We start from the raw sequence: 13,454 nt of genomic DNA, 5'->3' as shown, positions 1-13,454 counted from the left end.
TCAGGAGTTGCATAACCGTGTCAAAGGGCAGCTTTTTCTTGCGGGTAAAATCTTTTTCAGGATTTTTGACATAAGGTGCTGGTGCAGCTGCCATTTCTCGTATGAGGGATGTCAGCGTTTCTTTTAGTGAATTCGCGTACTCATCCATTGGCGTAACCTCCTCGTTTTTCAAGGGGCTTCGCCACACATACCAACTGTTTGTCAAGTTCTATTTTTTATTTTCGTGCAAAAAAAGAGCGGGCTATCTTTTCGATAACCTGCTCTTGTTCTTAATTTTGGGCTCTTCGCCTTAACTTAATGACATTGAGCCCGGGGGGGCTCCTTTTAGCTTGTATGAACTTTGCCGTTTATTTTGGTATAATGTCGAATTAACGGATCAATATTTGAAACACAAGCGGGTGGAAACTTAATGGATAAAAACATCACCATGCAAGACATCGCCGATCATCTGAAGCTTGACCGAACAACGGTTTCCAAAGCGATATCCGGCAAAGGGTCGGTGTCGGCGAAAACAATCAAGCGGGTGCAGCAGGCGATCGAAGAGCTCGGTTACCGTAAAGATCACTTCGCCAGCGGACTTGTGACCGGTAAGAATACGGTGCTTGCTATCGTTTTGCCGGAGATGAAGAGCGGAATTTATGCTCCATTCGTACAAAATTTTCAAAGAACCGCCAGAAAGCATCACTATGGAGTTATCTTATACTATGTTGAGCCGCAAGGCGACAACCTGACCTTGACATTGGAAATGCTCAAGCAGCAGCGCGTATCCGGCGTTACTTTTTTGTCGGGCGCAACCAGTCCCAGCGATGACGACAATTTAATCCGATTATTGGATACGGGCATTGCCATTAATACGACTACGCGAGGCTTTATCCATGAAGATATTGACGGCATTCGTTACAATCATATCAAAGCGGGATTTGAATTAACCGAACATTTAGTAAAGCTGCAGCACAAAAACATCGTTTTTGTCGCGAATACGTATTCTTCCGGACGAATGGATGGCTACAAAAAAGCGATGCAAAGCTATGGGCTTCAACCCGTCGTAATCGGGGATAAACAGAGCGCGGTTAAACCGAGCGATTATCAAAGCCTTACGAAATTTTCTTACGATCTGCTGATGCAGGAATGGGACAGAGTCAAAGACGCCAGCGCCTTTATCGGATGCAATGACGACGTCGCGCTAGGAATTATGCATTTGCTGAAAGAAAAAAACGTATCGATTCCGAAAGACTGCTCCGTGGCCGGATTTGACGACCTGTATGCCGATGTGACGATTCCGCAGCTGACGTCGATGAGATTTCCGCTCAGCGAGGGCGGCGAGAAGGCTGCGGAGCTTCTATTGAAGCGGATCCATGCGAACGAAAAAGGATTTTCAACAAGTTTATTGTTGGACTATGAACTGATTGACCGTGAATCTACGGCCATGTACACCGCGCACTGAACGAATCATCCTTATGAAAGCACTTTCAAAAAAGTCGTTGACAAGGTCAACAAAATTAACTACAATTTGAGTTACTTCGATACAGCACGCGGGTGATTTTTTGTAAGCCGTGCGATAAATAGCAAGGAGGTGCTGTTTACAACCCCCAAAATAAAGTTTTGGGCTTATTTCGTATATTTTCGGGGGAACTTTTTTAAAAAATCACGCGCGTGAAGTATTATTGATAGGGATCAAGTTTGCAATGAAGGCTCGCATTTCGGTAATCCGATAATCTTTACTTAGTAAATCACGCGCGTGAATCTCCATCTTATTAACGAAAGGAAACGAACTACCTATGACGGTTATGAACTGGACGACTGGAAAGATGGACATTGCGCAAGGCGATCCGGCAAAACATCAGTGGCGAATAACGATTGCGGCCGATTGGGGAGCCAAACAGATTTGGGGCGAAGAAGATATTCTGGAATCTCTGATGATCAACCGTCCCGAACAAGTATACGGCGATCTTCTGCCGTATATCCGAAACAGCGATTTGCGGATCGTTAATGTGGAGACGGTGCTTGGCGATCGGGGCGCCCCGCTTGCCGCCAAAGGGGGGAACGACAAACGCTTTTTGATTCATGCCGATGCGCGGACCGTAAACGCTTTAAAGGCTGTCCCGTTCGACATCGGATGTTTGGCCAACAACCATACTCTTGATCTAAGCGCCGAAGGGTTGGCCGAAACGATTCAAGTGCTGCAACAGGCGGGTATTCAAACCGTTGGCGGCGGAATGAACGGCGCCGAAGCGGAAAAGCCGCTTATCACCGAGGTAAAAGGGACCCGTGTGGCGATTATCAACTGCTCGGAGGGCGAGGAATGCCGTTCGGTCGACGGAGGACCCGGAGCCTACGGCTTGGAGCTGCATCGCGTACAAAGCCAAATCCGCCAATTGCAGCAAACGGACGCCGTCATTATCGTTATCTTTCACGGCGGACGCGAGCATACGCCGACACCGCCACCCTATGTCGTTCATGATTTAAGGGCGATCGCCGAAATGGGGGCGCATGCGGTCATCGCTCATCATCCGCACGTACCGCAGGGGATCGAGCTGCACCACGGGGTGCCGATTGTTTACAGCCTGGGCAATTTCGTATTTTGGCAGACGGATCCGGCGTTTTACAGGCATGCCGGGTATATCGTGCATTTGGATTTGTCCGGCTCGGTCCTAACAGGCTTGGAAGTAACGCCTTATCAAGTTCATAAGGACGGCGTTCGCTTGATGAGCGCGAATATGAGGGCGAAGTTTGCCGAAGATATGACGCGCGTTACAAGGTTTTTGGCAAATCCGGTCGCCATTCAGGAAATATGGAACGCATTCATGGACCGGATGGGCATCGAGCATATTGCCCGCAGGCTGGAGGTCGGTGCGGGAGGGCTGCGAAATCGCGATCTGAAAGCAACGTCCCATCTGATTAATTTATTTTTCACCCCTGCACACAGAGAGCTTTATATCCAGGCGATGAAGCGGGTCATGAACGGAACGTTCGGTGATTCTCCCGCATGGGCGAAGGAGCTCGTCCATTATTGGCTGCAATATTCCTTGATCGAGGCCGTCAACCTCGACGCTGAACGGCAATCCATATAATCGAAAACGGGGAAAGGGAGCCCGCCATGATGAATACTAAAAAGATGCGGATCAAGCTTCTGCTATCGGCCCTATTCATAACCTCGATCGCTGTTTCCTGCAGCGGCCAAGACAGCGCTAAAAATAGCGGAACTACTGTTAAAGCGCCCTCCAACGAGCCGGTAACGATATCGATCCTAAGCTGGAACCCGCTTACGGACGAAGAGTTCGAACGGTATTATGTGAAGCCGGTTGCCAAGAGGTACCCGAACATTACGCTGAAGTTAGTCAAAAAAAATTCGGGGACGGCGCAAGATGCGATCGCAAGCCATTTGATGGCGGGCAATTTTCCCGATCTTATCTTCGTCAGCAATAAAGATATCAATGATTTTTTGCTGGCCAAAACCGTCTATAGTCTGGACGATTTCGTAAAGTCGAATAAATTCGATACGAAACGGTTCGAGCCTTCCGCTATCGCCTCGCTTCAAAGAAAAAAAGAGGAGGGCGGCTTGGTCGCGATCCCTTGGGCGCAAAACGTCGGCGCCCTATTTTACAGCAAGGATGTGTTCGACAAGTTTGGCGTCCCTTACCCGAAAGACTTGATGACGTGGGACGAATCGCTGGAGCTGGCCCGGAAATTGACCCGAAAGGAAAACGGTGTGCAGTACGTGGGGATTAACTTATCCAGCTTGTCGCAATTCGTTCAATCGTTGTCCGTATCTTACTTGGATCCGAACGGTAAAGCGCTCGTGGATACAGCCGTATGGAAACGAATACTGGAATTTTATAAAACCGCATTCGCGATTCCGGGCGGCGCGACGAAAGCCAATTTGTTCGGATCGAAAACCGCGGCGATGCAGCCGGATTGGCTGCTCACATCGATTAACGCCGCCGCAAAAGATCCTGATTTCCGCTGGGACGTTGCCGGGCTTCCCAACTTTAAAGAAAATTTGGGAACGGGAAGAGAGGTCGATGCCCATTCATTGGCGATTAGCGCGAGCAGCAAACATAAAGAGCAAGCTTTTCAAGTGATTCAAGCTGTTACATCCGATGAAGTTCAAACGGAACTGAGCCAATACGGCCGAGTGCCGGCACTGGTCGATTCCAAAATATTGACGGGCTTCGGATCGCAGCTTCCGTATTTGGCGGGCAAAAACTTGGCGGCGATTTTCAAAACAACGCCGGGCAAGCTGCGTGAAAACAGCACCGCGTACGATACGGTCGTGCTCGGGTTCATCAATCCGTTGGCGGATCGGCTCCGGGCCGGTGAAACCGATATAAACACGATGCTTCGGGAAACGCAGGAAAAAGCCGACGCGGCGCTGGCCACCGCAGTAAAAAAGTAAGCTTTTGTTTTTCCATATAAGCAAGCTGCCTTTTTGAAAGATAAGGACCGGATCGGCCTCAAGCAGGCTTCCGGTCCTTCTTCATGCGTGATATCGGGAAAATCCAAAACCATTACCGATCTGTCTAAATCTTTATACTTGACGTATTGCTACAATAGATTTGTAAAGCGTTTTCATAAATAGGGGGATTGAAATTGAAAGAGAGAAACGGACAAAGGCGGCCGAATGTGCTGTTCGTATTCGCGGATCAATGGCGCAGACAAGCTGTCGGCTTCCGTAACGAAGATCCCGTCATTACGCCGAACATCGACAAATTTGCCGCAGACAGTCTTGTGCTGGATCAGGCGATCAGCTGCTTTCCGCTATGCTCGCCGAATCGTTCGACGATGATGACAGGCCGGTTCCCGCTGTCGACGGGGGTGACGTCGAACTGCAAGACGGGGCTGCCGATCCGGATGAAGCCGGACGAGATCGGGGTAGGCAGCATGCTCAAGGATGCGGGATATGAGACCGGATATATCGGCAAATGGCATCTCGATTTACCGGAGCAGAACGTAACCCCTGAGCCGGTATCCGGAGCGCGCGGTTGGGACGCTTACACGCCGCCGGGACCGGCACGGTTCGGCTTCGATTTCTGGTATTCGTACGGCGCTTATGACAACCATATGGCTCCGCACTACTGGAAAGATTCGCCCGAGATGATCCGAGTGTCGGAGTGGTCGCTGGCGCACGAGACAGACGTCGCTATCGACTACATTCAGCGCCGCGACCGTTCGAAGCCGTTCGCCCTGTACGTCTCGTGGAATCCGCCCCACCAGCCGTTCCATATGGTGCCGGAGAAATACCGGCAGATGTACGATGACGATTCGCTCGTGCTGCGGCCCAATGTGACCGGCGAAGGAAAGCAGCAGGCGGAGAAGCACCTTCTGCAGTATTACGCGGCCGTTACGGGGATGGACGACCAGTTCGGGAGACTGCTGCAGTCGCTTCGGGACGAGGGGATTGCAGACGATACGATCGTAGTGCTGACTTCGGATCACGGCGAGACGATGGGGGCGCACGGCTGGCTGGAGCATAAAAACATTTGGTACGAAGAGTCGATCGGCATCCCGTTCTTCATCCGGTGGCCCGGGAAGCTGAGAAGGGGCCGGGAGGACGTTCTGTTCAACAGCGCGGACATGGTACCCACGCTGCTCGGATTGTTAGGGATTCCAGTCCCCGAGCGGGTCGAAGGCCGGGATTTATCGGACGTATTCAAGGGACTGGAGGCGGACAAGCCGACTTCGACCTTCATCTGCCACTATCCAGGCTCGGTGAAAGAACACGAGGCGGCGCGCAACCGAGGTCTGGATATCCATGCATACGGCTGGCGGGGCGTTCGGACCGCGAACTATACGTATGTCGTAGACAAGCCTTTCGGAGCGGCTGGGGCGAAACGGCTCTTGTACGATAACGAGAACGACCCTTATCAGATGAACCCCCGGCCAATCGAGGATGCGCGGACCGATCCGGTTGCCCTCGAGCTGGAGCGGCAGCTGCAAGGCTGGCTGAGGAAAATCGACGATCCTTTTATGCTGCAGATTGGGAACGATAACCTGAAGGAGTGAAGTCACATGAATCACAACTTACGCAAAAGCTTGTCGGCCGTCTGCATCGGCGCCGCCTTGACCGTCGCACTGGCCGGCTGCGGCAAAACCGGGGACGGAGCGAAGCCTTCCGCCGAGCAGCCGGGGAAGCCGGCAAGCAAAGAGCCGGTCGAGCTCGTCATCTATAATGCATCGAACTCGGGCGCGACGCTCGAGACGTTCCTCGCGAGCGAAGAGGGCAAGCGGATTACCGAGAAATTCCCGCATGTCAAAGTCAAATTCATCGCCACGGGCAAAGGCACGATGCCGCAGGAAGTGATCGCATCCGGCGAGAAAATCGACCTGATCATCAATTCGGTATTCTCCTTTCCTATCTTGATGGAAGCGGGTCTGCTGTTCGATATGTCCGATCTGCTCAAGAAAAACAAATACGATTTGAGCCGTCTGGAGCCTACGGCGATCGAGTTCCAGAGACAGCTCGCGAACGGCGGCATTTTCGGGCTGCCGATCAGCAATACGGCTGTCGCTTTGTTTTACAACAAAGATCTATTCAACAAGTTCGGCGTCCCGTATCCGAAGGACGGCATGACTTGGGACGAAGTGTATGAGCTCGCCAAGAAGCTTACCCGCTCGGAGGGCGGCACGGATTACTACGGCTTCGCGACGAGATATCCGTTCATGTTCAACGTCAACCAGCTATCGTTGTCGTACCTCGATCCGAAGACGAACAAGCCTACGCTGAACGACGACAAGTTCAAGCTGTTTATCGACAATTTTACGAGATTCGCGCGCATATCCGGCAATGAGAAGGCGACTACCGATTCGTTCAGCAAAGACCAGAAGACGGCGATGATGGCGTTCCAAAGCGGCAACTGGGGATTCGACAGTTGGGATGCGGTGTCGCTCCCGTACTTCAAGGAAGCGCCGGGGATCGGGCCGCAAGTGTACGCCACCTATATGAATATCGCCAGCACGAGCAAGAACAAAGACGTCGCCTACGAAATATTGGCCGATCTGACGTCCGACGAATACCAAATGAAGAAGTCCAAGGCGGGGTCGATGCCGATCGTTACCAATCCGGATATTATTAAAGCGTTCGACCAGGAATCGGGCAAATTCAAAGGCAAAAACGTGAGCGCGTTTTTCCCGGCGAAACGGGCTTCTCCGTCGACGAGAACCAAATACGACGACCTGTTCGAGAAGAAAGTGCAAGCTGCGTTCAACGATATAAGCGCGGGTACCAAAGATACCGTAACCGCGCTGCGCGAAGCCGCTGAAGCCGCCACGAAGGAAATGGCCGCGATAAAATAAGAATAGAAGCCTTGGGGACCGTCATTCGTCTTCAAGGCTTTTTTGCGGCCGATAACGTTTCCAAACCACTCTTAATTTGTGATCCGACGTGGTAAGATGAAGAAAAAATGGTAACCAATCCGCGAGGAGGATGCTATGGGAGGTTCGGGCGATTTCTTCGAGTATCCGCTTTGTATTTACGGACCGACGGAATATTGGAAGGCGAAGTCGCAGTTCAAGTCCTCTGTAAGCCGGGACAACGTATGGACGATGATCGCCGTCGAAGACGGCCGGTTTTCGTTTACGATCGGCAGTATTCCCGGAGTAGCCGCAGCCGGCGATATCGTGCTCTGTCCTCCGCAAACGGAATTTTGCCGCGAGATGATCGATCCGCTGTCGTTTTTCTACTCGCGATTTCGTTACCGGGGGGCCGGGGAGGTCGAGGAGGAACATATCGTTCATTTGCTGCGCAATCTTTACGGGTATAAATTTACGACGCCCGAGCAGGATCGATTGTCCAACAATTACCGGAACTTGCTCGCGGTATACGGGAAGGGGGATTGGAACAGCCGGAGATGGACGACCCACTTCATCAGCGACATCTGGTCGTTGTTCTGCATGCAGGCGGAATCGCTCGTCCAGTACGGCAATATCGTTCACGATCCTCTCATGAAGGCGGCGAAAAGCCGGATCGAGCACCATGCTTTCGAGAACGTCCAGATGAAAGACATCGCCGTACAGCTCGACCTGCATCCCGTTCAATTCACCCGCCGCTTCCAGAAAGTGTTCGGCGTATCTCCTTCGCGTTACTTGTTCTCCATCCGGATGGAGAAAGCCAAGTCGCTGATCATCCAAACCGACTACACGCTGGATCATATCGCTCAGCTGTGCGGGTATGATAACGGTTACTATTTCAGCCGCATGTTCACCCAATATACGAAGATGAATCCTTCGGTTTTTCGCAAGATGCATGCTTTGCCTTCCATTTAACGCGGCATCGACGTGATAAGCCCGGCAACCGGACCTCTGTATGGAAAGAGGGTCGGCCGCGGGGCTTTTTTGTTTGCATCCATTCATACGACCGTAAGAAATGTCAAAAAGAGCAACAGTTTTGCCATGGGAAGCCGGCTTCCTCCCGTGATAGGATTAAGTTGTAAGCGTTTTATTTATGGATGCTTATCGTGTAAGGAAAGGTTTGCTTCGGGGAGAATAAGGGCGAATCCAGGGGGGATGCAAATGAAAAAGGTTTATGCGAAAAGCATCGGTTCGGTTACGGCGGCAGTCCTGCTTGCCTCGCTTGCGACGGCTTGCGGCGGTGGAGGCAATACGGCGGGCAAGGAAGCCGCACAGCCGGCGGGAGAAGCCCCGGCGCGCAAGGAGCCGGTAGAGATCGTGTTTTATTCGCCCAATGCGGGACGAACGCCGGAGCAATTCATGAACGAGAACGGAAACGACATCAAGCAGAAATTTCCGCATGTGACCGTGAAATTCGTTCAGTTCGGCAAAGGAACCGAGACGGCCGACCTCTTGTCGTCGGGACAGCCGATCGATATTATCATTTCCTCTACGAGCACGATCAACGAGCTGGTCAATTACCAGCTGCAGTACGACATATCCGGGCTGATCAAAACATACAAATACGATTTGAGCCGTCTGGAGCCGTCCTCGGTTCAATTTATGAAGGACTATGCAAACGGCGGGATGTACGGGCTGCCGGTCCGGACGAATACGTTCAACCTGTTCTACAATAAAGATATGTTCGATAAATTCGGCGTCGCTTATCCGAAGGAAGGCTCGACCTGGGACGAAATTTACGATTTGGCGCGGAAGCTGACCCGCGTGGACGGAGGCGTGCAATATTTCGGCCTGACTACGTCGTACTCGCATATGTTTACGAATAACCAGCTGTCGGTGCCCGCTTACGATACGAAGACGGATAAAGTGATGATCGAGGACGACAAATTCAAGGCGGTCGTGAACAACTTCTCCCGGTTTTATCAGATCGCGGGCAATGAATACGTGAACGACCTGCTCACGAAGCATATGGCTTTGTTCGAGAAAGACGAGAGAGCGGCCATGTATGCCTACTATGGAAGCCAGATGCTCACTTCGCCCGCGACGTTCAAGTGGGACGTCATCTCGATGCCTTATTTCAAGGAAGCGATGGGGACCGCACCGCAGCAGTCGCCCGCCTACTTCAGCATCGCAAGCATGAGCAAGCACAAGGAGCAGGCGTTCGAAATTCTCGCTTATTTGACCTCCGACGAGTTCCAGCTGAAGCAGTCCAAGGACGGGACGATCCCGACCGTGAAAAGCTCGGACGTCAAAAACGCTTATGCGCAAAACCAGAAGGCGTACGCCGGCAAAAATATCAAATCGTTTTTCCCGGAAAAATCGGCTCCGATCTCGAATAAGGATAAATATAACGGGATCGCGAGCGGCAAAGCGAATACGGCGTTTCAGGAAATCGTAACCGGCAAAAAAGACGTCAATACGGCGCTGAGAGACGCGGCGGAAGCGGCCCGGAAAGAAATAGACGCGGAGAAGAAAAAGTAGCCGTCCCGGTAAGTTGTTAGATCGACAACGACGCATGAACGGCATTGCGAAATTGATTCGGGCTCATCCCTTCGCTTTGCTGAAACAATCGGCTCAGCTGGCTCTGCTCCTTGTAGCCGATTCTCTCGGATATTTCTTTGATCGTATGCGTCGAGTGCATCAGAAGCTCCTTGGTCAGCTGGATTCTTGCTTTGCGCACATATTCGAGCGGGGATAGCCCCAACGTTTTCACGAATAAATGGCTGAGATGACTGACGCTCAAATGGACGTGTCCGGCGAGCTCGTCCAGACGAAGCGGCTCGTCGATATGGTGCTGAATATAATCGCACACCTTCATCACCCGGTGATCGAAGCGGAGCGGCTCGTCCGGCAGCCGGTGCCTCATAATCGTCAGAAATTGCTGCAGCCATTGGTATACAAGGCCCTGCAAGCCAAGGAAGCTCAAGGAAACATCGGTGTGAATCATATGCGTGTTGGCGTCGGACGGAGCAGTTGCCGGCTTCCTGGAGGTAATGAGCTCTCCGAGCGTATCGAACGCCTGCACCGAATGGCGCCATATCGATACGAGCTTCTCCCGCTCCGCCGAGGAAGGAAGCGGCGTCAAGGCGGGAAGGCCGTACAGCGTAACGAGGTCGAGGTTGCCGATTTTCAAATCCGCGCACATCGATAAATAGCGGATCGAGCCTTCACCGGCTTGCAGGCCGATCAGCGTATTGGGAGGGAAGAGGAGCAGATCGCCGGCTTTGGCTGTCTGTTCTTTGCCTTGGACGATCATCCGCCACGAGCCTTCGAATACGAGCCATGCGATCGTATGGGGATACTGCATGTCGGACTTATAGGTTACAGGCTTGTACATGCTCCGAATCCATCGCACTTTGATCTGAAGATAATCGAGATAGAACGATTCGTTGAGGATAAACATGGCCTTTGGCCCCTTCCCGCCATACAAGATTCGAACCGGTATGATGCCATCATAGCATATAGGATGTGCCGGAATATATGTCAAAAAAACAGAACCGGTAGTATCGTGCAATCGAAAGGAGAGGACCGTATGAACAAGCCGAATGTGCTGCTGCTTATGACAGACCAGCAGCGGTGGGATACGCTGAGCTGCTGCGGGAACGAGGCGATCGAGACGCCCTATCTCGATTCGCTCGCCGCCGAAGGCACGTTATTTACGAACGCCTATTCTTGCTCGCCTTCCTGCATTCCGGCCAGAGCCTCGCTTCTGACGGGGATGGACCCCTGGAACACGGGCCTGATCTATTCGACGGGCGGAGGCAAGGCGAAAGGGATGGGTGGAGGATTCGAGCATACGCTTCCCGGCGAATTGGCGAAGGCGGGTTACCATACGTACGGCGTAGGGAAAATGCATTTCGAGCCGCAAAGAGCTTTGAACGGGTTTCACCATACCGTGCTGGACGAATCGGGACGGGTGGGCAACCCCGGCTTCGTGTCCGACTATAGAAGGTGGTTCGATGAACGGAAGACCGGGGACTACGGTTATATCGACCACGGGATTACATGGAATTCCTGGATGGCGAGACCGTACCACGCGCCCGAATTTCTGCATCCGACGAACTGGACGGTGAACGAATCGATCCGTTTCCTGCAGCAGCGCGATCCGGAGAAGCCGTTCTTCCTGAAAACGTCGTTTGCCCGTCCCCATTCTCCATACGATGCCGTTCCGTATTACTTCGAGATGTATATGCGCAAAACATTGCCCAAACCGTACATAGGCGATTGGGCGGGCGTGCACGACGTACGCGCGGTCCATCCCGAAGCTTGGAGAGGAAGACGGTCCGACGAGGAAATTCATCGCGCGCGGGCTGGCTATTACGGCAACATCTCGCATATCGATCATCAGATCGGAAGGCTGTTCTACGAGATGAGAAATATGGGCGTCTATGACAATACGCTCATTATATTTACATCGGACCACGGAGATATGCTCGGGGATCACCATATGTGGCGCAAAACGTACGGCTACGAAGGCTCGGCCCACATTCCGATGATTGTCCGGCTGCCTTCGTCGATGGGGCGCTCCGGGGTGCAAGAATCCGGCAAGGTGGTCGGGCTGCAGGACATTATGCCGACGATACTGGAGGCGGTAGGGGCGGCTGTTCCGCAGGCGGTAGACGGAAGGAGCATGCTGCCGCTAATGCGCGGAGAGCAGGCCGATTGGCGGGCGTACCTGCACGGCGAGCATGGTATCTGTTATTCGGAGGAACAGGAGATGCACTTTTTGACGGACGGAAGATGGAAATATATATGGCTTGCCCGGCTCGGGACGGAGCAATTATTCGATCTGGCCGCCGATCCGGGGGAGTGCGGCGATTTGGCCGGGAGGCCGGAATACGCGGCGGAACTCCGTATATGGAGGGAAAGGCTCGTCCGGACGCTTACGCCGCGGGCGGCGGGGTTGACCGAGGGCGGGCGGCTCGTCTGCCAGGCGGGGAAACCGCGTATCGTACCGCCCAAATTCGCGGAGCGGATGGAGCGCTGGAGCGGCAACCGGGCTACGAATTGAAGGAAATTGTGTAACAGCCGGCGAAATGCTTAATAAGGAGGTCGTGCATATGAATCATATCGAACGCGTATTTATTATCGGCTGGGACGGGGCGGGCACTTTCGTAAGAAACGCCGATACGCCGAACTTGGACCGGCTTATGCGCGACGGGGCATCCGGCTTCGACGTCCAAACCGCTTCGCCCACAATCAGCGCGCAGTGCTGGGGAACGCTCCTGCACGGGGTAGAGCCGGATAAGCACCTTCTGACCAATGAAAAGGTCAGCAGCGAGACTTATCCGGACGACTCGCCGTACCCTTCCGTCTTTCGGGTCGTGCGGGACGCTTATCCCGACGCCGGGCTCGCTTCGTTCAGCGCCTGGTATCCGATCAATCACGGCATTATCGAGACGACGTCAGGCGTCCATAAAGTGTCCATGAAGGACGGCGATTTGGCACACGCCGCGGCCGCTTACATCCGGGAGCATCCCGATCTGAAGCTGATGTTCGTCCAGCTCGATTTGCCGGACGCGGCCGGTCATCGCTACGGGTACGATACACCGGGACAGCATTCGGCGATCGAGGAGACGGACGCGAATATGGGCGTTATTCTTAACGCGATCGAAGAGGTCGGGATGCTCGGGGACGGCCTGATCATCGCCGTGACCGACCATGGAGGGGGCGGAGAGCACCCGACCCGCCACGGCAGCGATCACCCGCTGGACAAGACGATTTTCTGGGTGGCGGCGGGCCCGGGAATCGAGCCGGGCTCGGCCGTTCCAGCCGGGCTCACGATTGCGGATACGGCCGCCGTCGTCGCCCGCGCGCTGGGAGTCACGGCGCCGCCGTCGTGGGAAGCGAAGCTGCCGCAAGGGCTGTTCGCGGATTAGGCACGGAATCTCGAAAAAGTAACGGAGAGCAGGCAGTTGGTTCATATCCGGCTGCCTGTTTTTTGCGTTGCTCGTTCGGGATGACGGTCTGCCGGGACTTTTATTCGCCGAGAAAGGAGTCGGGCGCGAGAAATAGCAGCTGCGACCGACAACTCACGCCGGGATGCATAATAGTCCGGTTTCGCAGGCACCCTATATTTGGCTTGTAATAATGTGGAACTTGTCTCT

The 13,454-nt window shown here is 53.4% G+C and carries 10 protein-coding genes; 9 read left to right on the top strand and 1 reads right to left on the bottom strand.

The genetic code is table 11. From position 1 onward, the window contains the following. The first annotated feature begins 409 nt into the window (after nucleotides 1-409). The 7 genes from FE783_RS22825 to FE783_RS22795 all read left to right on the top strand — a co-directional run bounded on the left by FE783_RS22825 (nucleotide 410) and on the right by FE783_RS22795 (nucleotide 9,828). Entirely contained in the window at nucleotides 410-1,444 is a 1,035-nt protein-coding gene (locus FE783_RS22825) for a LacI family DNA-binding transcriptional regulator (RefSeq protein WP_138881702.1), read from the top strand. Nucleotides 1,445-1,778: 334 nt separating this feature from the next. Then, a complete protein-coding gene (locus FE783_RS22820; RefSeq protein ID WP_138881701.1) occupies nucleotides 1,779-3,071 on the top strand; it encodes a CapA family protein in 1,293 nt (430 codons plus the stop codon). Nucleotides 3,072-3,097: 26 nt separating this feature from the next. Then, nucleotides 3,098-4,396 carry an ABC transporter substrate-binding protein gene (locus FE783_RS22815; protein ID WP_138881700.1) on the top strand — a complete coding sequence of 433 codons (1,299 nt, stop codon included), beginning with the start codon at nucleotides 3,098-3,100 and terminating at the stop codon, nucleotides 4,394-4,396. Nucleotides 4,397-4,590: 194 nt separating this feature from the next. After that, entirely contained in the window at nucleotides 4,591-6,003 is a 1,413-nt protein-coding gene (locus FE783_RS22810) for a sulfatase family protein (protein ID WP_138881699.1), read from the top strand. A 6-nt stretch (nucleotides 6,004-6,009) separates the two neighbouring features. Next, complete coding sequence (locus tag FE783_RS22805) at nucleotides 6,010-7,293, top strand: ABC transporter substrate-binding protein (protein WP_138881698.1); 1,284 nt, start codon at nucleotides 6,010-6,012, stop codon at nucleotides 7,291-7,293. A gap of 135 nt (nucleotides 7,294-7,428) precedes the next feature. Continuing rightward, on the top strand, nucleotides 7,429-8,262 hold the full coding sequence (locus tag FE783_RS22800; protein ID WP_138881697.1) for a helix-turn-helix transcriptional regulator: 834 nt from the start codon (nucleotides 7,429-7,431) through the stop codon (nucleotides 8,260-8,262). Nucleotides 8,263-8,508: 246 nt separating this feature from the next. Further along, entirely contained in the window at nucleotides 8,509-9,828 is a 1,320-nt protein-coding gene (locus FE783_RS22795) for an ABC transporter substrate-binding protein (RefSeq protein WP_158301985.1), read from the top strand. Nucleotides 9,829-9,844: 16 nt separating this feature from the next. Here FE783_RS22795 and FE783_RS22790 read toward each other — a convergent pair whose 3' ends face one another. Then, nucleotides 9,845-10,750, bottom strand: a complete 906-nt coding sequence (locus tag FE783_RS22790; protein WP_138881695.1) for a helix-turn-helix domain-containing protein — start codon at nucleotides 10,748-10,750, stop codon at nucleotides 9,845-9,847. A 129-nt stretch (nucleotides 10,751-10,879) separates the two neighbouring features. Here FE783_RS22790 and FE783_RS22785 point away from each other — a divergent pair, with 129 nt between their 5' ends. Both FE783_RS22785 and FE783_RS22780 read left to right on the top strand, forming a co-directional pair. Further along, nucleotides 10,880-12,358, top strand: a complete 1,479-nt coding sequence (locus FE783_RS22785) for an arylsulfatase (protein ID WP_138881694.1) — start codon at nucleotides 10,880-10,882, stop codon at nucleotides 12,356-12,358. 49 nt (nucleotides 12,359-12,407) lie between these two features. Then, nucleotides 12,408-13,226, top strand: a complete 819-nt coding sequence (locus tag FE783_RS22780) for an alkaline phosphatase family protein (RefSeq protein ID WP_138881693.1) — start codon at nucleotides 12,408-12,410, stop codon at nucleotides 13,224-13,226. The last annotated feature ends 228 nt before the right edge of the window (nucleotides 13,227-13,454 follow it).

Source organism: Paenibacillus mesophilus (genome assembly GCF_005938385.1).
GTDB classification, from domain to species: Bacteria; Bacillota; Bacilli; order Paenibacillales; family NBRC-103111; genus Paenibacillus_AB; species Paenibacillus_AB mesophilus.
Note: the sequence above shows the minus strand (reverse complement) of the source record. Positions and strands in the feature narration are given on the sequence as shown.